Source organism: Mesorhizobium sp. CA5 (genome assembly GCF_020165105.1).
Classification (GTDB): domain Bacteria; phylum Pseudomonadota; class Alphaproteobacteria; order Rhizobiales; family Rhizobiaceae; genus Mesorhizobium.
This window is the reverse complement of the sequence record NZ_JAIUHJ010000013.1, coordinates 123,341-142,356: the sequence shown is the minus strand read 5'-3', so window position 1 is coordinate 142,356 and position 19,016 is coordinate 123,341. Positions and strand designations below refer to the sequence as shown.

At 62.2% G+C, this 19,016-nt stretch carries 17 protein-coding genes and 2 tRNA genes; 15 read left to right on the top strand and 4 right to left on the bottom strand.

Annotation, left to right across the window (positions count from 1 at the left end):
• Window positions 1-75 precede the first annotated feature (75 nt).
• Window positions 76-972, top strand: coding sequence for an alpha/beta fold hydrolase (locus tag LB529_RS18445; protein WP_224711901.1), 897 nt, complete (start codon window positions 76-78; stop codon window positions 970-972).
• Between the two features lie 67 nt (window positions 973-1,039).
• On the opposite strand, the gene LB529_RS18440 is transcribed toward LB529_RS18445, so the two are convergent.
• Complete coding sequence (locus LB529_RS18440) at window positions 1,040-2,113, bottom strand: tyrosine-type recombinase/integrase (protein WP_224711900.1); 1,074 nt, start codon at window positions 2,111-2,113, stop codon at window positions 1,040-1,042.
• A gap of 243 nt (window positions 2,114-2,356) precedes the next feature.
• On the bottom strand, window positions 2,357-3,556 hold the full coding sequence (locus tag LB529_RS18435) for a porin (RefSeq protein WP_224711899.1): 1,200 nt from the start codon (window positions 3,554-3,556) through the stop codon (window positions 2,357-2,359).
• Between the two features lie 354 nt (window positions 3,557-3,910).
• Here LB529_RS18435 and LB529_RS29025 point away from each other — a divergent pair, with 354 nt between their 5' ends.
• The 4 genes from LB529_RS29025 (at window position 3,911) to LB529_RS18420 (ending at window position 5,724) form a co-directional block, all read left to right on the top strand.
• On the top strand, window positions 3,911-4,045 hold the full coding sequence (locus tag LB529_RS29025; RefSeq protein ID WP_263497300.1) for a hypothetical protein: 135 nt from the start codon (window positions 3,911-3,913) through the stop codon (window positions 4,043-4,045).
• Window positions 4,007-4,097: transfer RNA gene (locus LB529_RS18430), tRNA-Ser, on the top strand. The genes LB529_RS29025 and LB529_RS18430 overlap by 39 nt, the downstream gene beginning before the upstream one ends.
• Window positions 4,098-4,166: 69 nt before the next feature.
• On the top strand, window positions 4,167-4,442 hold the full coding sequence (locus LB529_RS18425) for a GIY-YIG nuclease family protein (RefSeq protein WP_224711898.1): 276 nt from the start codon (window positions 4,167-4,169) through the stop codon (window positions 4,440-4,442).
• 100 nt (window positions 4,443-4,542) lie between these two features.
• Entirely contained in the window at window positions 4,543-5,724 is a 1,182-nt protein-coding gene (locus tag LB529_RS18420; RefSeq protein ID WP_140842538.1) for a porin, read from the top strand.
• Window positions 5,725-5,916: 192 nt separating this feature from the next.
• Here the strand turns inward: LB529_RS18420 and LB529_RS18415 are convergent, their stop codons facing one another.
• On the bottom strand, window positions 5,917-7,593 hold the full coding sequence (locus LB529_RS18415) for a tetratricopeptide repeat-containing sulfotransferase family protein (RefSeq protein WP_224711897.1): 1,677 nt from the start codon (window positions 7,591-7,593) through the stop codon (window positions 5,917-5,919).
• Window positions 7,594-7,827: 234 nt separating this feature from the next.
• Here LB529_RS18415 and LB529_RS18410 point away from each other — a divergent pair, with 234 nt between their 5' ends.
• The 7 genes from LB529_RS18410 to LB529_RS18380 all read left to right on the top strand — a co-directional run bounded on the left by LB529_RS18410 (window position 7,828) and on the right by LB529_RS18380 (window position 15,993).
• Window positions 7,828-8,940, top strand: a complete 1,113-nt coding sequence (locus LB529_RS18410; RefSeq protein WP_224711896.1) for a pyridoxal phosphate-dependent aminotransferase — start codon at window positions 7,828-7,830, stop codon at window positions 8,938-8,940.
• 213 nt (window positions 8,941-9,153) lie between these two features.
• Window positions 9,154-9,435 (top strand): acylphosphatase, encoded by a 282-nt coding sequence (locus LB529_RS18405; protein ID WP_224711895.1) that lies wholly within the window; start codon window positions 9,154-9,156, stop codon window positions 9,433-9,435.
• 326 nt (window positions 9,436-9,761) lie between these two features.
• The gene (locus LB529_RS18400; protein ID WP_224711894.1) at window positions 9,762-10,409 is read left to right on the top strand and encodes a TetR/AcrR family transcriptional regulator; all 648 of its coding nucleotides are present in this window, start codon (window positions 9,762-9,764) and stop codon (window positions 10,407-10,409) included.
• A 42-nt stretch (window positions 10,410-10,451) separates the two neighbouring features.
• A complete protein-coding gene (locus LB529_RS18395; RefSeq protein WP_224711893.1) occupies window positions 10,452-11,615 on the top strand; it encodes an isovaleryl-CoA dehydrogenase in 1,164 nt (387 codons plus the stop codon).
• Window position 11,616: 1 nt separating this feature from the next.
• Entirely contained in the window at window positions 11,617-13,224 is a 1,608-nt protein-coding gene (locus LB529_RS18390) for a carboxyl transferase domain-containing protein (RefSeq protein WP_224711892.1), read from the top strand.
• A 2-nt stretch (window positions 13,225-13,226) separates the two neighbouring features.
• On the top strand, window positions 13,227-13,757 hold the full coding sequence (locus tag LB529_RS18385) for an O-acetyl-ADP-ribose deacetylase (protein ID WP_224711891.1): 531 nt from the start codon (window positions 13,227-13,229) through the stop codon (window positions 13,755-13,757).
• A gap of 271 nt (window positions 13,758-14,028) precedes the next feature.
• The gene (locus LB529_RS18380; RefSeq protein ID WP_224711890.1) at window positions 14,029-15,993 is read left to right on the top strand and encodes an acetyl/propionyl/methylcrotonyl-CoA carboxylase subunit alpha; all 1,965 of its coding nucleotides are present in this window, start codon (window positions 14,029-14,031) and stop codon (window positions 15,991-15,993) included.
• 36 nt (window positions 15,994-16,029) lie between these two features.
• On the opposite strand, the gene LB529_RS18375 is transcribed toward LB529_RS18380, so the two are convergent.
• Entirely contained in the window at window positions 16,030-16,587 is a 558-nt protein-coding gene (locus LB529_RS18375; RefSeq protein WP_224711889.1) for a sugar O-acetyltransferase, read from the bottom strand.
• Window positions 16,588-16,699: 112 nt separating this feature from the next.
• On the opposite strand from LB529_RS18375, the gene LB529_RS18370 reads away from it, so the two are divergent.
• The 3 genes from LB529_RS18370 to LB529_RS18360 all read left to right on the top strand — a co-directional run bounded on the left by LB529_RS18370 (window position 16,700) and on the right by LB529_RS18360 (window position 18,929).
• The gene (locus LB529_RS18370; protein ID WP_224711888.1) at window positions 16,700-17,995 is read left to right on the top strand and encodes an abortive infection family protein; all 1,296 of its coding nucleotides are present in this window, start codon (window positions 16,700-16,702) and stop codon (window positions 17,993-17,995) included.
• Between the two features lie 328 nt (window positions 17,996-18,323).
• The gene (locus tag LB529_RS18365; protein WP_224711887.1) at window positions 18,324-18,806 is read left to right on the top strand and encodes a helix-turn-helix domain-containing protein; all 483 of its coding nucleotides are present in this window, start codon (window positions 18,324-18,326) and stop codon (window positions 18,804-18,806) included.
• 14 nt (window positions 18,807-18,820) lie between these two features.
• Window positions 18,821-18,929, top strand: a tRNA-OTHER gene (locus tag LB529_RS18360).
• Window positions 18,930-19,016 lie beyond the last annotated feature (87 nt).

Genomic DNA, 19,016 nt, shown 5'->3' with positions numbered 1-19,016 from the left:
GGAGAAGGAAGAGTGTTTGACGACCCTTGCCCTCGTCTGTAGCTGTCGGTCACCTCAACGAGGAGCAGCGTTCCGATGGCGAGCGACGAAGGCTTTTCCGACTTTTTCTACGCCGCGCCAGACGGCCTGAAGCTCCATGCTCGTATCTACGGCGAGGCGAACGCCGGCAGTTGGCCGGTCGTCTGCCTTCCCGGACTCACCCGCAACGCCCGCGACTTCCACGAACTGGCGCTTTACCTTTCAACCAAGGCGGCAAGGCCGCGCAAGGTCGTTGCCTTCGACTATCGCGGGCGCGGGCAATCCGACCGCGATCCCGATATCAGCCACTATAATGTCGGCGTCGAAGCCGGCGATGTCCTTGCCGGATTGTCGGCGCTCGGCATCGAGCAGGCCACCTTCGTCGGCACGTCGCGGGGCGGCCTGATCATCCATGTGCTCGGCGCATTGAAGCCCGCCGTGCTGAAAGCCATCGTGCTCAACGACATCGGCCCGGTAATCGAGGCAGCGGGCCTGGCTCATATCCGCTCCTATCTCGATCGCGCGCCGAAACCGAAGACATTCGCCGAGGCGGTGGATGCTCAGCGGCGCGTGCATGGCGCCGATTTCCCAGCGCTCATCGACGCCGACTGGGCGCGGATGGTCCGGGCAATCTGCCGCGAGACGGAGGCCGGCTGGCTGCCGGATTTCGATCCGGCGCTGGTCGACACGCTGGCCGGCGTCGATTTCAGCAAGCCGTTGCCGGATCTGTGGCCGCAGTTCGACGCGCTTGCCGCCATCCCGCTGCTTGCCATTCGCGGCGGCAATTCAAAACTATTATCCGCTGCGACCGTCGAGGAGATGGGAAGGCGGCATCCCGGCATGGAGACGATCACCGTCGAAGGTCAGGGACACGCGCCCTTTCTGGAAACCGGCACTCTGCCGCGGGAGATTGCGGATTTCCTCGATCGGGCAGAGCGCAAATCAATAAAGTAAAGCCCGAGACTAACTCAGTCTCAGGCCTTCTCGATGAAATATAGATTCGCCGACGCGCGGCGCTCGCCTATTTGCCCTTCGAGCTCTTGCGGCGCGCCTTTGCCGGCTCCAGTCGGCTCTCCTTGCGAGCGGCTTTGCCAGGTGACGGCGCGGTCAAGGGGGAGGCAAAGACGGAGTTCTCCGCGGCGCTCGGCGCCTGGTCGCCGCGTGGCTTCTCGAGAACGACGACGCAGCCATCGAGATCGTTGGTGGCGAGGTGCGCGTAACGCATGGTCATCGACAGCGTCTGGTGGCCGAGCCACATCTGCACGCGCCTTATGTCGATACCGCCCTGGACAAGGCGCGAAGCGCAGGTGTGGCGCAGGATATGCGGTACCACCTGTTCATCGGCGCCAAGACCGACTTCCGCTTTCGCTTCGTTCCAGATGGCGCGGTACTGCGCCTGGCTGAGCTTGGTGAACGGACCCTTCGGCCGGCGACCCTCGGTGGTCGGCGGCAGCTTGATCACCTCCTTGACCCGTTCGGTCATCGGGATGGTGCGGCTGCGGCCGGATTTCGTGATCCAAAATGAGACGCGGTGCTCCTGGATGTCGTTCCAGATCAGGCCGAGCGCCTCGCCTAGACGGCAGCCGGTGTCGACCAGGAAAACGGAAAGTCTGTAAGCATCCTCGCTGCGGCTCTTGATGGCAGCGAACAGCCTTGTCTCTTCGTCCCTTTCGAGGAAACGAATCCGTCCCGCCCGCTCCTTCTGGCGGCGGAACTCGGGCAGGCTGTGGATATCTCCCATCTTATGAGCCTTGCGCAGCAGCTTGCTGAGTGCAGCCATCTTGCGATTGATGGTTGCGTTGCTGTTCCCGCGCTGGCGCAAGGTACCGATAAGATTGTCCAAGGTGTTCTGGTCGAAGGTGCTGAAACGTTCTCCAAGAAGGATCTCGTCTATTTCACCGATGAACGAGCTGACATTGTATTTATGCCGCCCATCATCCCAGAGTATATCCCGGTATGCTGCAAAGAGTTCCCCGATCCTGTACGATTTTACTTCCCGGATCTTGTTGTAGGTGTACCTAAACTTCGAATTCTGAGAAGAAAACACCGCAAATTGACCAGAGGGCACCCCCTCTTGAATCGCTTCGTTCGACATTTTTAGCCACACCCCCTGTGGTTAAGCTTTCAGCCCTAACCGTTCGGAGATGTCCTTTCAAGAGTTTTCGAATCTCGCGGCCGACCACATCCGCCAGTGGCGGATCCCACAAAGTCGCTCCACAGACCCGATCAGCTTACCGTTTTCACCCCCATCCTTTCGTTTGCCTCGACCAATCGCGAAAACAAAACGGCCCGGGCGTGAAGACGCCCGGGCCGGATTTCAGTTATACCAGTCCAGCCCTTAGAAGGAGCGCTGGAAGCGGAGGAGACCGCCGACGCTGTTCTTCTTGTCGGCGCCGGTCCAGTTGACATTGGTGAAGCTGGCCGGATCGTTGAAGCGACCATAGTGGTCGTAGTCGACTTCAGCCGTGACCGTGAAGCCGGGAACGATGTCGTAGGCAACGTTCGCCGCCACGCCATAGTTCTTGTCGTCGTCACCCGAAACCTGGAGGTTGAACGAAGTCTTCTCGTTGAACTTGTAGGTGCCGCCGACCCACCAGGCCCAGTTGCCGCCCCACTGCTTGTAGAAGCCGCGACCGTTCGCAGGAATAACGTTGGTCGGATCGTTGAGGTTATCGTCACTGCCGTAACCGAACATGCCGAACAGCGAAATCGCGTCGTTGACGGTGACGTCCAGGCGAACCTTGCCGGCGACTTCCTCGTAGTTGCTGTCGTAAGCAACGACGCCGGTGATGGCGCCCCAGCCCTGCGTGTACTTCACGCCGCCGACAACATGCGGAACGTAGCTGTCGATGGTGCCCTTGGTGCCCGCGCCTTCTTCGAGCGAGACCACCGCCGAGAAGCCGTTGCCGGCGTCGAAGTAGTACTGCACGACGTTGGTGTCGAAGTCGCCGTAGGGGACCAGCGTATCCTGGATGACGTTGCCGGCATAGCCGATGAACGTGTTGAAGGCCGATTCGTCCTTACCGACGCGGAGACCACCGAGCTGGATCCAGGCGAAGTTCAGCGAGACACCCTTGAAACCGGCCGGATTGTCCGCAACAACGGCCGGAACCGCGGTAGTCCCAGTACCAGTAGCCGGAGTGAAGGATGCGCCGCGATTGTTGTTGCCGAAGTTGAAGCGTGTCTCGGTGTAGGTCTTCAACGTGCCGAGCTCGGTTTCCTGGCCGGTCCAGGTCTTCAGCGTGAAGCGGGCGTTCTTGTACCAGGTGCTGTGGATGTCGCCGTCCTGGTGGTCGACATTCTTCGCGCCGTCGAATGAGCCGACGTCACCGAGGCCGATGTCGTAACGGACATAGCCGCCGATGCGCAGGCAGGTCTCGGTGCCGGGGATATAGAAGTAGCCCGAGCCGTACACGTCGCAGATCTTGACGTATTCAGCCGGTTCCGGCTCGGCGACGGTCACCGCGTCGGCGGCGCGGGCACCGGAAACTGCGATCAGGGCCGCAGCTGAGCCGAGAAGAAGGCTCTTGATGTTCATTTTCTGACCTCCAGTCAAAAGTTAAAAAACGGGTCTGGGTATTTTTTGCTGAAGGACAGCGTTCCCTGCCCCATCCCCACTTACCGAAAAAGATGCGCACCGCGCCGCTCCTTCGAACCAGACCTTTACCCAGGCGGCGGCGGCGTTCAACTACGATCGCACCGGCTGAAGCCCTATCCGGACGCTATCCCCGGATGTTGTTGCACAAATGACACGATTTGGCCTCACTCCGAAAGTTCTCATTAACCATTAAGGGCTGCGTGGCAGTGAATCCGGCCGAATCCGGCAACGGCTGGACGGAAATGCGGCGCAGTGGCGAGTCGTCGGCCCCAGTTGCCGCCGCAGAATCGCCTCATGCGGCGCTCGGCCGGGCTGATGTGCTGTTTTTTCAGCGATTATGCCGCCGGCTTGTTGATTGTGCCGGCGCTTTTCTTTATCCAGCGGCGCGACGGAGAGGTGGCCGAGTGGTCGAAGGCGCTCCCCTGCTAAGGGAGTAGAGGTCAAAAGCTTCTCGTGGGTTCGAATCCCATCCTCTCCGCCATCCTGCTTTGCTCTCCGAGCTACGCAGGACAAGCCCCAACCGTTCGTGCGAAGCAGGATGGCGGAGAGGATGCCCTCCGAAGCCTTGGCGAAGGAGGGCCGGTTCGTATGGTATGTCTATCTGCTTGAGAGCGAGGCTTCGGAAGGCGAGCGCGCTATATCGGCATCCGATTTGAAGAAGCGGATTGCCGAGCACAATGCTGGGAAGTCCAGTCACACTTCCAAGTTTCTCCCGTGGCGAATCGTGACCTACTTGGCCTTTTCGAGCCAGGCGAAGGCGGCTTCATTGGAGCGCTATCTCAAATCCGGATCCGGACACGCGTTCGCCAGCAAACGCCTCTGGTAGCGCTCACCATAGCAAAAAGCACCGCAATAACAAAGCACTGACAGCGACTGCGATCGAGCGAACGCGTCGCTTCCGTTCGATTCTGACTGGAGGTCAGAAAATGAACATCAAGAGCCTTCTTCTCGGCTCAGCTGCGGCCCTGATCGCAGTTTCCGGTGCCCGCGCCGCCGACGCGGTGACCGTCGCCGAGCCGGAACCGGCTGAATACGTCAAGATCTGCGACGTGTACGGCTCGGGCTACTTCTATATCCCCGGCACCGAGACCTGCCTGCGCATCGGCGGCTATGTCCGTTACGACATCGGCCTCGGTGACGTCGGCTCATTCGACGGCGCGAAGAATGTCGACCACCAGGACGGCGACATCCACAGCACCTGGTACAAGAACACCCGCTTCACGCTGAAGACCTGGACCGGCCAGGAAACCGAGCTCGGCACGTTGAAGACCTACACCGAGACACGCTTCAACTTCGGCAACAACAATCGCGGCGCATCCTTCAATCCGGTCACAGGTGGTTATGTCGACAATCCGGCGGGCAACAAGAACGTCTCGCTGAATTTCGCCTGGATCCAGCTCGGTGGTCTGCGCGTCGGTAAGGACGAATCGGCCTTCGACACGTTCATCGGCTATGCCGGCAATGTGATCCAGGATACGCTGGTCCCCTATGGCGACTTCGACACCAACGTCGTCCAGTATTACTTCGACGCCGGCAACGGCTTCTCGGCGGTGGTTTCGCTGGAAGAAGGTGCAGGCACTGTCGGCACGATCGACAGCTATGTTCCGCATGTCGTCGGCGGCGTGAAGTACACGCAGGGCTGGGGCGCCATCACCGGCGTCGTGGCCTACGATAGCAACTACGAGGAAGTCGCCGGCAAGGTCCGCTTGGACGTGAATGTCACCAATGAACTGTCGCTGTTCGGCATGTTCGGCTACGGCAGCGACAACAATCTGAGCGACCCGACCAACGTCATCGACGCCCGTGGTCGCGGCTTCTACAAGATCTGGGGCGGCAACTGGGCATTCTGGGCCGGCGGCACCTACAAGTTCAACGAGAAGACCTCGTTCAACCTCCAGGTGTCGGGTGACGAGGACAAGAACTACGGCGTGGCGGCGAACGTCGCCTACGACATCGTTCCCGGCTTCACGGTCACCGCCGAAGTCGACTACGATCACTTTGGCAAGTTTGACCAGTGGAACGCCGATCCCACCTCGACCGTCAACTTCACCGGTGCGGACAAGAAGAACAGCGTCGGCGGCCTGCTCCGCTTCCAGCGTTCGTTCTAACAGGCATTGCCTGATCGAAATCGATAACCCGGCGGGCAACCGCCGGGTTTTTCTTTCTCCCTTCCAGCACCCCGGCACCGTTTGCACAAAGCGCTGCATTCGGGGCGATCGCCGGAATTGCACGCTATCGGAGCCTTGGAGACTGAGCACTCAGCGCAGAGAGCGCTATGGCTCGGCGCGAATTGCTACTGGTCAAACCTCAGCAAGATCTCCCAACGCTTCGATCAGAGGCTGGATCTCGCTCTCGTAGTTCTTCCATCGCTTGACGGACGATTTGTAGATCGGCTGACGAACCTGCCAGCGACTGTAAGTATTTACCGAGCGGTCCTTGTCAAAGAAACGCAGGCAGGCATCGTCCCAAGGCAGCCCGAGATAATCTATCAAGCGGCGCGACTGCTCCTCCTGATTTTCAATCAATGTTTCATACCGGTTTTCGAAGATGCGACCCGGAAGAACCTTCTTCCAATGCCGCATCAGGCGGTCATACTCTCTGTAGTAAAGTCCTAATGTCCGAAGATCAGCGCTGTAGTTGTGCGCTTCATTGAACTGCAGGACAAAGCATGAGACGCAATTGTCGATGGCATCGCGCCGGCAATGAATGATGCGTGCATTGGGAAAAAGAATGCCGATCAGGCCGATCAGCTCGAAATTGTGAGGCATCTTGTCGACGATTCGAAGCGAATCGGGAGCCCGCTCGCGCAGATAGGAAAGGTGCTCCTCGGCTAAAGCCCTGGTCAGAGCGGGAGTAATCGTCGCCATCGATTTGCCGAGATTCGCGTCGGAACGGTGTGCGAGGCCGATCCCGTTGGCCATTCGTCTAAGCTTGCTCAACTCGCCAGCGCCATGAACATCGGGATGGCTGGCACAGATCTGCTCGGTCAGCGTCGTGCCCGAGCGAGGCATGCCGACAACGAATACAGGCACCTCCGACGGGCTGCCATGAGCCGCCATTGAAGCCACCATTTCCGGAGTGAAAGTTTCGATCATGGCATCCACCCAGCGACGGTAGTTTTCCAGATCGAATTTTTGGCCTCCGGCTTGATTTCCTTTCTTGAAGTGATCCATCGCCTCCTTGTAGCGACGGAGGTCGTTGAGCAACTTTCCTGCCGCGTGATGGAGCGCTGCCGCCCCTTCCGCTCCATGGGCCGGGTCTCGAAGCTCGGCTAGGATTGCCGCAAGCTCGGGCGGCTCTTCCGTGTACTTGCGCGTGTGTACAAGTGCGTTGTACGCGGTCGGCACCGCGATGCGCCGTTCTATTGCCTCCTTCAGATGAACCGCGGCTTCCTCCATACGACCGAGGCTTGCGAGCGCGTGGGGCAGCCCCATCCGGGCTAGAGGATGATCTCGGTCGATCTTCAGCGCCTTCTCGAAGAGCGGCAGCGCCATTTCTCCCTTGTCAAACGCATTGTAAGCATCACCCAAGGTACAAAGCGCCTCCACCAGATCCGGCTTCAAATCAAGAGCGTGCTGAATGTGCCTGATTGCCGGCGTAAATTCGCTGAGCTGCAAATAGGCTTCGCCGAGGCTAAGGTGGTAATAAGGATTTCGCGGGTCCTCTGCGACCGCACGGGCAAAATATCGCAGTGCCTTCTCGTTATCGTATCCGATGCCGAGGGTTCCCAGTATGTAGAAAGCCAAAGGGTGGTTTGGTGTACGCGCCAGAACCTTCAGGCAGAGTTCCTCGGCCTCCGGCAATTGCTCGGCTTTTTGCAGCTCAAGCGCCTGCCTCAACAGCATATCGTCGGCCTGATTGCGGGGCGGGCCGGCCTTCGGCTGGGCTTTGGGTGCTACAGCTTTCGGCGATACCGCTCTCGCCGAGGGCTGCGTCTTGAGGTGCTTTGCCCAGGCGGGCGGCAATCGGTTGCTCATCCCGCCTCGCTAGCAAAAGCGGCAGGGAGAATCCAGCGATACGTCGTCCGCATCGAATTCGGAGGCCAACGGCAGACGTCCGCCGCTGCGTTCACCAGACCCATGCAAGCGGCAAACCTCTCAAGAGCTGACGCTGGATGCCGGTCAAGCCAGCTGATTTCAGCTTGTCGCCCAACTTGCACCTACCCCTCGCGCACGCTAGCAAGAAGACCCTTTCTCAAGCGAGCTTGCGCCATGCTTCGTCGCCCTCCCCTTACGCCGATCATCGGCGCGCTTCCCACCACGGTGCCGTTCGTCGGGCCGGAGGCGCAGGAGCGCGAGCGCGGGCGGCCGTTCCGCGCCCGCATCGGCGCCAATGAAAGCAGCTTCGGGCCTTCGCCGCGCGTCATAGCCCGCATGGAGAGCGTTGCCCGCGACCAGTGGATGTATTGCGACCCCGACAATTACGAGCTGAAGGTGGCGGCCGCCGCGCATCACGGCGTGGCGATCGAAAACGTGGTCGTGGGCGAAGGTATCGACGGCCTGCTCGGCCTGGTGGCGCGCATGTATGTCGGCCCTGGCGACGCGGTGGTCACCTCGCTTGGCGCCTATCCCACCTTCAATTTCCATATCGCCGGCGTCGGCGGCCGCCTGGTCACGGTCCCCTATGCCAATGACAAGGAGGACCTGGACGGTCTTCTCGCCAAGGTCGCGAGCGAAAAGGCGCCGTTGGTCTATCTCTCCAACCCCGACAATCCCATGGGAAGCTGGTGGGAGGCGCCGGATGTCGTGCGCTTCATCGAAGCGCTGCCGGAAACCACCATGCTGGTGCTGGACGAGGCCTATGGCGAGCTGGGACCGGCCTCGGCGCTGCCGGCGATCGATGTCGCACGGCCGAACGTCATCCGCATGCGCACTTTCTCCAAGGCTTACGGCCTGGCCGGCATACGCTGCGGCTATGCGGTGGCGGAGGCGGAGGTGATCCGCGACTTCGAGAAGATCCGCAATCATTATGGCGTCAGCCGCATGGCGCAGATCGCCGGCCTCGAGGCGCTTGCCGACCAGGACTACCTGCGCTCGGTCGTGGCGCGGGTGGCGGCAGGCCGTGAGCGTATTTCAGCCATTGCCAGGCAGAATGATCTCAAGCCATTGCCGTCGGCGACCAATTTCGTCACCATCGACTGTAGCCGCGACGGCGCCTTCGCGCTGAAGGTGATGCAGGGCCTCCTGTCGCGCGACGTGTTCATCCGCAAGCCGATGGTGCCGGTGCTGGACCGCTGCATCAGGGTCAGCGTCGGGCTCGACCATGAGCTCGACATCTTCGCCGAGGAGCTGCCGGGCGCGCTGGCGGCGGCGCGAGGGAACTAGGATGTGTTGATATTCAGGTGATGCCAGCCTGCAAATGCTGGTTTTCTGCGCTTCCGGTGCTCACGGACCCGAATGTCCGCTCCGCTCCGGGTCTCGAAAGCCACCATTTTCGGCTTGGCCTGACCTGAATCTCAACACACCCTAGCCCAAGCCCCTGTTGCCTTTGCCCTTTGCTGTGCCAGATTCCGCCAAGTGCAACGCGGAGCACAGGCAATGCAAGGCGAACGTAGAATCGTTCGGGCGCGCGTTTCCGGTACGGTTCAAGGTGTGAGTTACCGCGTCTGGGCGCGCGCAGAAGCGATACGTCTCGGGCTGACGGGTTGGGTGCACAACGAGCGTGACGGCTCGGTCACCGCACTGATCGCCGGCGCCGATGCCGCTGTCACGGCGATGATCGAACGCCTGTGGCAAGGGCCGCGGGGCGCGCTCGTCTCGAATGTCGAGGTCGAGGAGGCGGCCGAAGAGGCGCCCCTGGATTTCAGGATCATCGTTTAGTGGCACTGCGCAGGGATTTTGACCAGTCGGCTTTGTTTGCGTTCGCAGGCGGCATGCGTTGGAGATCGGCCGAAACGCCCATCGCGATCGTCATTCCAGGGCGGAGCAGGAGCGAAGCTCCGTCGCGAAGACCCTGGAATCCATGCCGTTACCTTCCCCAAGGATCGCAACGGAGCAGAATTCTGCACCGTGGCGGCAAACGGCAACCTTTCAAAATCGCTTATCAGGGAACTAGTCTCATTTCACCTCCGCAAACCAGAGCGGGGATAACGTTTGCACCTTGAATTAATTGAACGTTTGTTTTATTATTGCCGCCAGAGGCAGAAATGGCGCGCACCACAGGTTCCGACGGGGAGAAAACCGAAGCGGCTGTTCGCGAGGCGGCGGTCAGCCTGATCGCGCGTCTCGGCTACGAGGCGATGTCGATGCGGCAGCTGGCGGCCGAGGTCGGGGTGCAGGCGGCAGCGCTCTATCGCTACTTCCCGACCAAGGAAGATCTGCTTTTCACCTTGATGCGAGAGCATATGGAAGGTCTGCTCGAGGCTTGGGAGGCGGCGCGGCCGGCGAGCGTCGATCCGGTGGGCCGGCTCACCGCCTATGTCGAAAACCACATCGCCTTCCACATCGGGCGGCGACACGCCACCCATGTCTCCAATATGGAATTGCGCAGCCTTTCGCATGAAAGGCTGACGCAGATCCTCAAAATGCGCACGGCCTATGAGAAGGAACTGCGCACGATCCTGCGCGACGGCGCCGAGGCCGGCGCCTTCGAGATCGACGATACAGGCCTGACCGCCATGGCGCTGATCCAGATGATGACCGGCGTCATCGTCTGGTTCCGGCCGGGCGAGCGGCTGTCGATCGCCGAAGTCACGGCGTCATATCTTTCGATGACAATGCGCCTGGTCGGCGCGACAATCAGCCATGGCAGCGCGCGTCCCTCGGGGCGCGCCAGGGACGCCGTGGCACTCTGATACGGCGCGATCTCCGCGAAGACCGGGGCAGGGAGGAACGGCATGTACACGAATACGCTGAACTTCGGACTTGATAGCGACATCGAGGGGCTGCGCGATACCGTGAGGCGCTTCGCCCAGGACAGGATCGCGCCGATCGCGGCCGAGATCGACCGTTGCAACGAATTTCCCGCGCATCTTTGGGGCGAGCTCGGCGCGCTCGGCCTGCTCGGCATCACCGCCGATCCGGACTTCGGCGGCAGCGGCATGGGCTATCTCGCGCATGTCGTCGCGATGGAGGAGATTTCGCGCGCGTCCGCCTCGGTCGGCCTCTCCTACGGCGCGCACTCGAACCTCTGCGTCAACCAGATCAACCGCTGGGCCACGCCGGCGCAGAAGGAGAAGTATCTGCCTGCCCTTTGCTCGGGCGAGACGGTCGGCGCGTTGGCGATGTCGGAACCAGGCGCCGGCTCGGACGTGGTGTCGCTTCGCCTGCGCGCCGAAAAGCGCAACGACCGCTACGTGCTCAACGGCTCGAAAATGTGGATCACCAACGGTCCTGACGCCGGGACGATGGTGGTCTATGCCAAGACCGATCCGGAACGCCATGCGCGCGGCATCACGGCTTTCATCGTCGAGAAGACGATGGCCGGCTTTTCGGTGGCGCAAAAACTCGACAAGCTCGGCATGCGCGGTTCCAACACCGGCGAGCTTGTGTTCGAGGATGTCGAGGTGCCGTTCGAGAACGTGCTGCATGAGGAAGGACGCGGCGTCGAGGTGCTGATGTCGGGGCTCGACTACGAGCGCGCGGTGCTATCCGGAGGCCCGATCGGGCTGATGGCGGCCTGCCTCGACGTCGCTGTGCCCTATGTGCATGAGCGCAAGCAGTTCGGCCAGCCGATCGGCACCTTCCAGCTGGTGCAGGGCAAGCTCGCCGACATGTACTCGACGATGAACGCCGCGCGGGCCTACGTCTATGCGGTTGCGGCCGCCTGCGACCGCGGCGAGACCTCGCGCAAGGACGCCGCCGGCTGTGTGCTGTTCGCGGCCGAGAAGGCGACGCAGATGGCGCTCGACGCCATCCAGCTGCTCGGCGGCAACGGCTACATCAACGACTATCCGACGGGGCGGCTGCTGCGCGACGCCAAGCTCTACGAGATCGGCGCCGGCACCAGCGAGATCCGCCGCTGGCTGATCGGGCGCGAGATCATGGCGGAGGGGGTTTAACGTGGCCACACTGCAAACTCAAATTTCCCCCTCCTCCGACACCTTTCGCGCCAATGCGGAGCGCATGCGCGCACTGGTCGCCGACATCGCCGAGAAGGCGGCAAGCGTCGAGCGCGGCGGCTCGGACGAAGCCCGCGAACGCCACGTCTCACGCGGCAAGCTGTTGCCGCGCGAGCGGCTGGCGCAACTGCTCGACACCGGCTCGCCCTTCCTTGAGGTCGGGCAGTTCGCGGCATGGTCGATGTATGGCGAGGACATTGCGTCGGCCGGCATCATCACCGGCGTCGGCCGCGTCGAGGGCACCGAGGTCATGGTCGTCGTCAACGACGCCACGGTGAAGGGCGGTACTTATTATCCGCTGACGGTGAAGAAGCATCTCAGGGCGCAGGAGATCGCGCTGCAGAACAACTTGCCTTGCGTCTATCTGGTCGACAGCGGCGGCGCCAACCTGCCCAACCAGGACGAGGTGTTTCCCGACCGCGAGCATTTCGGCCGCATCTTCTACAACCAGGCCAATATGTCGGCCGCCGGCATCCCGCAGATCGCCTGCGTCATGGGTTCCTGCACGGCGGGCGGCGCCTATGTGCCGGCAATGTCGGACGAGACGATCATGGTGCGCAACCAGGCGACCATTTTTCTCGGCGGCCCGCCGCTGGTGAAGGCCGCCACCGGAGAAGATGTCAGCGCCGAGGAGCTCGGCGGCGCCGATGTCCACACCAGGCTCTCCGGGGTCGCCGACCACTATGCGATGGACGATGAACACGCCTTGGCCATTTGCCGGCGCATCGTCAAGAATCTGAATCGGAACAAGGCTCTAAACCTCAATCTGCAGAAACCGGTGCCGCCGCTTCATGATCCGAGCGAACTTTACGGCATCGTGCCGACGGACCTGCGCCAGCCATATGACGTGCGCGAGGTGATCGCGCGTCTCGTCGACGGCTCGGAGTTCGACGAGTTCAAGCAGAATTACGGCGCGACGTTGGTCACCGGCTTTGCCCGTCTGCACGGCATGCCGGTCGGCATCATCGGCAACAATGGCGTGCTGTTCTCGGAAAGCGCGCTGAAGGGGGCGCATTTCATCGAGCTCTGTTGCCAGCGCGGCATTCCGTTGGTCTTCCTGCAGAACATCACCGGCTTCATGGTCGGCCGAAAATACGAGGCCGGCGGCATCGCCAGGGACGGCGCCAAGCTGGTGATGGCGGTCGCCACCGCAAGGGTGCCGAAGCTCACGGTGATCATCGGCGGCTCGTTCGGCGCCGGCAATTACGGCATGTGCGGCCGCGCCTATTCGCCCCGCTTCCTGTGGATGTGGCCGAACGCGCGCATCTCGGTGATGGGTGGCGAGCAGGCGGCCACAGTGCTCGCCATGGTCAAGCGCGAGGGCATCGAGCGTAAGGGCGGTGAATGGAGCGCCGAGGAGGAGGCGAAATTCAGGAAGCCGATCCTGATGAAATACGAGCATGAGGGTCACCCACTCTATTCCTCGGCCAGGCTCTGGGACGACGGCATCATCGATCCGGCCAGGACCCGCGACGTGCTGGCGCTCAGCCTTTCGGCGGCGCTCAATGCCGGAATAGAGGCGACGAAATTCGGCGTGTTCAGGATGTGACGATGAGTGCTCTCGGCGAGAGGATCCGTATCCACACCGGCGATATAACCAGGCTCGCGGTCGACGCCATCGTCAATGCCGCCAATTCCTCGCTGCTGGGCGGCGGCGGCGTCGACGGCGCCATCCATCGCGCGGCCGGGCCGGAGCTGCTTGCCGAGTGCCGCACGCTTCACGGCTGCAAGACCGGCGACGCCAAGCTGACCAAGGGCTATCGGCTGCCGGCGCGCTATGTCATCCACACGGTCGGTCCGGTCTGGCGAGGCGGCGGCCAGGGCGAAGCCGAGCTGCTCGCCTCCTGCTACCGGCGCTCGCTCGAACTCGCGCTCGGCCATGATTGTCGAACCATCGCTTTCCCGGCGATCTCGACCGGCATCTATGGCTATCCGAAAGACCAGGCAACCGGGATCGCTGTTGGTGCCGCAAGCGCCTTCCTGGGGCAAAATGCGCTGCCGGATACGGTTACTTTCTGCTGCTTCGACGAGCAGACGGCGGAGCTATATCGGCAGGCCGTTGCGGCCATTGGGGAGAGCTGATCTTGGAGCAAAAGGCTCAGTACAGGCAAATTCAGATGATCAGCTGGAGAGGCTGGCGGGACAGCGCCCCCCTCTGTCCTGCAGGACATCTCCCCCTCTTGGGGGGAGATCGGACGTCACGACGGCTTTCGCCAATCACTATCGTTGAAAAGAGAGCGGCTGCGCCAAAGCTGCCAATCTCCCCCCTAGCGGGGGAGATGTCCGGCAGGACAGAGGGGCGCGCGAAGGTATGCCGTCGTCGCCCGAGACACACCCCGGCTGCGGAGGCTCCATGTTCGGCAAGATCCTGATCGCCAATCGCGGCGAGATCGCCTGCCGCGTCATCCGAACCGCCCGCAGGCTCGGTGTGCGCACCGTCGCCGTCTATTCGGACGCGGATGCCCGCGCGCTCCATGTCGAGATGGCCGACGAGGCGGTGCATATCGGCCCCTCGCCCGTCGGCCAAAGCTATCTGCGCGGCGACAGGATCGTGGCGGCAGCGCTCGCCACCGGCGCCGAGGCCATCCATCCCGGCTACGGCTTCCTGTCGGAAAACCCCGATTTCGTCGATCAGGCGACGGCGGCAGGCCTTGTCTTCATCGGTCCCTCCGCCGCCTCGATCCGCGCCATGGGATTGAAGGACGCCGCCAAGCGGCTGATGGAAAAGGCCGGCGTGCCCGTGGTGCCGGGTTATCACGGCGAAGCGCAGGAAATCGTGCTGCTTGCGTCCAAGGCGCGCGAGATCGGCTACCCGGTGCTGATCAAGGCGCGCGCCGGCGGCGGCGGCAAGGGCATGCGGCGCGTCGACCATCCCGACGATTTCTCGGAGGCGCTTTCCAGCGCGCGGCGGGAGGCGAAGGCGGCCTTCGGCGACGATCGCGTGCTGGTGGAAAAATATGTCGATAAGCCGCGTCACATCGAAGTGCAGGTGTTCGGCGACAATTTCGGCAACGCCGTGCATCTTTTCGAACGCGACTGCTCGGCGCAGCGCCGCCACCAGAAGGTGATCGAGGAAGCGCCCGCCCCCGGCATGACGCCGGCGCTGCGCAAGGCGATGACGGAGGCGGCCGTGAAGGCCGCCAAGGCGATCAATTATTCGGGCGCCGGCACGATCGAGTTCATCGTCGACGCCTCTCAGGGGCTCAAGGCCGACCGCTTCTGGTTCATGGAGATGAACACCCGACTGCAGGTCGAGCACCCCGTCACCGAGATGGTCACCGGCGTCGATCTCGTCGAATGGCAGCTTCGCGTCGCGTCCGGCGAAACGCTGCCGAAGATGCAGAATGAGATCGCTTTGTCCGGCCACGCTTTCGAGGCCCGCCTCTATGCCGAGGACGCCGCGAGAGGGTTCCTGCCGGCGACCGGCACGCTGCATCATCTCAAATTCCCCGACGCGGCGCCGGAAGGTGCCGCGATACGCATCGAGACCGGCGTGCGCGCCGGGGATGCGATCTCTCCCTTCTATGATCCGATGATCGCGAAGCTGGTAGCGCACGGCAAGGATCGGGCGTCGGCGCTCGGCACGCTGCGCGAGATGTTGGCGCGGACGGAAGTGGCCGGCTCGACCGTCAACACCGCCTTCCTGGCGGCGCTCGCTGCCGACGCCGATTTCGCTGCCGGCGATTTCGATACCGGGCTGATCGGCCGGCACCAGGCGGCGCTCACCGCCATTGCCCCGCCGAGCGACGAGACGATCGCAGCCGCGGCGCTGGCGGCGGCGGATACCGCCGTGCCCGTTTCCACCGCCGATCCCTGGTCCACGCTTTCCAGCTATGCCCATTTCCACCCGCTCTCGCGCCGCACCCGCTTGCGCTATGGCGAGGAGAACATCCTGGCGCGGGTTTCGGCACGCTCGGACGGCCGCTTCCAGGTGGCGCTGGAGGCGCCGCATGATGCGGTGAACACGCATGATTTGAGGACCATGCCGCATGCCGCCCGCTGGCCCGGCCATGTCACCGTCTTCGAGGGCGCGGTCGGCTATACGTTCACGGTCCCCGATCCGCTCGCCAAGGCCGACGAGGCGGGAGCCGCCTCAAGCAGCCTGCGCGCGCCGATGCCGGGGCTGGTCAAGCTGGTGCGCGCCGCGGCGGGCGATGCCGTGATCAAGGGCCAGCCGCTTCTGATCCTCGAAGCGATGAAGATGGAGCACATGATCGCCGCCCCGCATGACGGCGTGATCGCCGAGATCGCGGCCGAGGGCGCGCAGGTCAGCGACGGCACGGTGCTGGTGCGGTTTGCGGAGAATGGGCAGGGCTGAAGCGGCTTCCCGGCCGCCGCGCCCAGAGTCCCCCGCTCAATCGACGATCGGACGAATGATCTTCGTGGGATTGCCGCCAACGAGCGTGTTCGGCGGAACGTCCCTGGTAACGACCGAGCCCGCCGCGACCACCGAATTCTCGCCTACCGTCACCCCGCCGATGATGGTGACGCCCGCCGCGATCCAGACGTTCCTCTCGATCACGATCGGCTTTGCGGTGACGAAGGCGCGCCGCTCGGAAGGGACGATTGGATGGCCGGAGGTGATGAGGCTGACATTCGGCCCGATCATCACATCGTCGGCAATGTCGAGCCCGCCGAGGTCGTAGAAGGTGCAGTTCTGGTTGACGAAGACATTGCGCCCGACACGGGTATCCGGGCCGCCGGTCGCGTAGAACGGCGGTATCAGCAGGAAGCTCGCGTCCACGGTCTTGCCGACGAGTTCGCTGAACAAGGCACGCACCTCGTCAGCATCGTCATAAGTCAAGCGGTTGAGTCTGGCGGTGATCGCCATCGCTCGTTTGACGTTCGCCGTCATCGCCGCCGATTCCGGCGTCCGCCTGGGAATTATCGTGGTGCGATCTTCCTTGGCCATTCTCGAATCCCTCCAGGCGCGATCCGAGTGTAGCCACAGGCCCAGCCGAAATGAAAAGGGCCGACGGCATCGGTCACGCGGCCCTCGCAATGTCGGCCGATGACAGGGCTAGATGGACAATCAGCGCCAGCAGCGACAACCCGAGCCGGCTTGGCGTATCTCTCGTATCTATGATAATTCCCGCCACGACGAGGTGAGCCTCGATGAAGTCGAGCGGATCCAGATCTATACCATGACCAAGACAATTCTGCCTGCCGCCATCAAGGAATTGCGCCACCTGGTCTGTGGCCATATCTCCAACGTCTCAGCTTACCAGGTGCCGCGCTATTGCCAGCGTCTTGGCCTCGCCGATGGCGCCTCTGAGGAGGCGATGAAGAGCAAGTACAAGTATGCCGAGCGGCGCCTGGAGACTTTCAAGGCGGACAAGGTGCTCGAGGTCGCCCGCGCCATTCTGGAGGAGGACACGAACTACGCGCTCAGCGAGGCCGTCGCCAAGATCGACGAGCGAGACGACAGTCCTGTAACCGAGCTGACCCGTCGCCGGATAGTCGCCCTTTTCGCCAAAACGCCCTTGTCGACGGAGCTTCCGGAGCTCGAGCTGATCCAGCGCATCTGGCCGGTCGGGCATATGCCGTCGGTGTTCGACAATTCCCAGGGGACCCTTGAAGAAGATCTTATCCAGCACACGGTTCGCAACTATGACTGGGAAACCACCGAATTGCTGGGATATTTGGGGCTGCTGACCTGCTCTCGGGCGCAGCTCTTCAAATTTCTGTCGGAAGTTGTCGGGCCGGTTTCGCAGACGCCCGAGGCCCAGGCCGAGCTGGTAGTCGCGTTCAACAATCTGATTCAGCACGACGGCTATCGACTTTCGGTCAGCGGGAAATTGTCTGGCTCACCGATTTATGCGGTGCAAAAGGCCCGGCTGGGCAGCCCCGGCGACGAAGGCATCTCGGCCGCACTGGTGGCATTCAACCCGGACGACGTCCATGCCCGCTGGACGGCCGCTGTGGATCGCCGGCAGGACGACCCCCAAGGAGCGATTACCTTGGCCCGGACGCTGCTGGAGGATGTCTGCAAGTGGATTCTTGATGGGGCTGGCGAGACCTATCAGGACAAGGATGATCTCCCCGTCCTGTACCGAAAGCTTGCCAAGACGCTCAAGCTGGCACCCGACGACTATACCGAGCAGACGTTCCGCCAGTTACTCGGTAGCTGTCAGCAGATTGTGGAGCTTCTGGGATCGCTGCGCAGCAAGCTGGGTGACGCTCATAGTCCGGGACCGAAGCGGTCACGGCCCCTGCCTCGACATGCCGAGCTAGCGGTGAATCTTTCGGGAACCATGGCCACGTTCCTCGTCTCGACGTGGCAGGCCCGCCAAGCTGAGAAGCCGAAGGGCGCGACATGAGCCCAACACCGCTCACCTTCTTCTCGACGGACAACGAGTTTCGCGATAAAAAGGGCCCGGAAACAAGTATTTTTGGCCGAACCGGGAGACTTCTGGACCTCCCTCGCAAGACCAGCATGTCTTCGTCCCGGCGGCGATCATGCCTAGGAGGTCGGAGGTTGCGGCGCCCTGCGAAGCAGGACTTGATATCCCATACCTCACCAAGCTACACCCCCGCTGAACAACCAAGGACGACGTAGGCCCCAGGCCCCTGCGCCTCCCCATGCGATTTGCAAAAGGGACGGCTCGGGGCCATGTGTCGCTCATCGAAACAAAAAGGTCAGCGCGCATGGCAAAGAGCGAAGCGGCCGAGGGCATCAGCCTGAAGGCCAACGAGAAGAAATGGACCAAGGAGCTTTTGGATGCCGGCTGGACCGTCATCCCGAATGTGATCCTCGAGCGGCAGAAGGCGCTTGGCCTCGACGCCATCGACGTCAACATCCTGATGCACATCGCCTCTTACTGGTGGCACCCGGATAACAAGCCGCATCCTTCGAAGAAGACGATCGCGGCAGCGATGGACATCGACCCTCGCACCGTTCAGCGGCGTATCGCCGAAATGGAGAAGGATGGCCTTATCCAGCGCGAGGAGCGGCGCGTTTCGCAGGTCGGCAGCAAATCCAATGTGTACCACCTCGAGGGGCTCATCAAGGCGGCGAAGCCCTACGCCAAGGAGATGGTTCAGATCAAAAAGGCAAAAATCGCGGTCAAGGACGCGATGCGCGCCAAGAAAGGCAAGCCGAAGCTCCATCTCGTGAAGGGGGCAAGCTGACCGTTTACAAGGAATACGGCGTAGCTCAACGGATAGAGCCCCCGCTATCGAGTGAAAATCCGACTTCAGCAATCGGAGAAGTAGCGGTGGGGAGATGCGGGTTCAAGTCCCGCCGCCGGACCAGTCTCCCATTTTCCAAGGGCGACGCCGGTTGACCGGATCCGCTAAAGGATGTCGCGCCCCTAGCGCCCCCCAAAAAATGGCCGGGAC

Excerpts from the sequence above, each read along its gene's own strand:
- LB529_RS18420 (WP_140842538.1), top strand. The coding sequence starts at position 4,543 with ATGAACATCAAGAGCCTTCTTCTCGGCTCAGCTGCGGCCCTGATCGCA.
- LB529_RS18395 (WP_224711893.1), top strand. The coding sequence starts at position 10,452 with ATGTACACGAATACGCTGAACTTCGGACTTGATAGCGACATCGAGGGG.
- LB529_RS18415 (WP_224711897.1), bottom strand. The coding sequence starts at position 7,593 with ATGAGCAACCGATTGCCGCCCGCCTGGGCAAAGCACCTCAAGACGCAG.
- LB529_RS18435 (WP_224711899.1), bottom strand. The coding sequence starts at position 3,556 with ATGAACATCAAGAGCCTTCTTCTCGGCTCAGCTGCGGCCCTGATCGCA.
- LB529_RS18385 (WP_224711891.1), top strand. The coding sequence starts at position 13,227 with ATGAGTGCTCTCGGCGAGAGGATCCGTATCCACACCGGCGATATAACC.
- LB529_RS18440 (WP_224711900.1), bottom strand. The coding sequence starts at position 2,113 with ATGTCGAACGAAGCGATTCAAGAGGGGGTGCCCTCTGGTCAATTTGCG.
- LB529_RS18425 (WP_224711898.1), top strand. The coding sequence starts at position 4,167 with ATGCCCTCCGAAGCCTTGGCGAAGGAGGGCCGGTTCGTATGGTATGTC.
- LB529_RS18365 (WP_224711887.1), top strand. The coding sequence starts at position 18,324 with ATGGCAAAGAGCGAAGCGGCCGAGGGCATCAGCCTGAAGGCCAACGAG.
- LB529_RS18445 (WP_224711901.1), top strand. The coding sequence starts at position 76 with ATGGCGAGCGACGAAGGCTTTTCCGACTTTTTCTACGCCGCGCCAGAC.
- LB529_RS18405 (WP_224711895.1), top strand. The coding sequence starts at position 9,154 with ATGCAAGGCGAACGTAGAATCGTTCGGGCGCGCGTTTCCGGTACGGTT.
- LB529_RS18380 (WP_224711890.1), top strand. The coding sequence starts at position 14,029 with ATGTTCGGCAAGATCCTGATCGCCAATCGCGGCGAGATCGCCTGCCGC.
- LB529_RS18370 (WP_224711888.1), top strand. The coding sequence starts at position 16,700 with ATGGACAATCAGCGCCAGCAGCGACAACCCGAGCCGGCTTGGCGTATC.
- LB529_RS29025 (WP_263497300.1), top strand. The coding sequence starts at position 3,911 with ATGCGGCGCTCGGCCGGGCTGATGTGCTGTTTTTTCAGCGATTATGCC.
- LB529_RS18400 (WP_224711894.1), top strand. The coding sequence starts at position 9,762 with ATGGCGCGCACCACAGGTTCCGACGGGGAGAAAACCGAAGCGGCTGTT.
- LB529_RS18375 (WP_224711889.1), bottom strand. The coding sequence starts at position 16,587 with ATGGCCAAGGAAGATCGCACCACGATAATTCCCAGGCGGACGCCGGAA.
- LB529_RS18410 (WP_224711896.1), top strand. The coding sequence starts at position 7,828 with ATGCTTCGTCGCCCTCCCCTTACGCCGATCATCGGCGCGCTTCCCACC.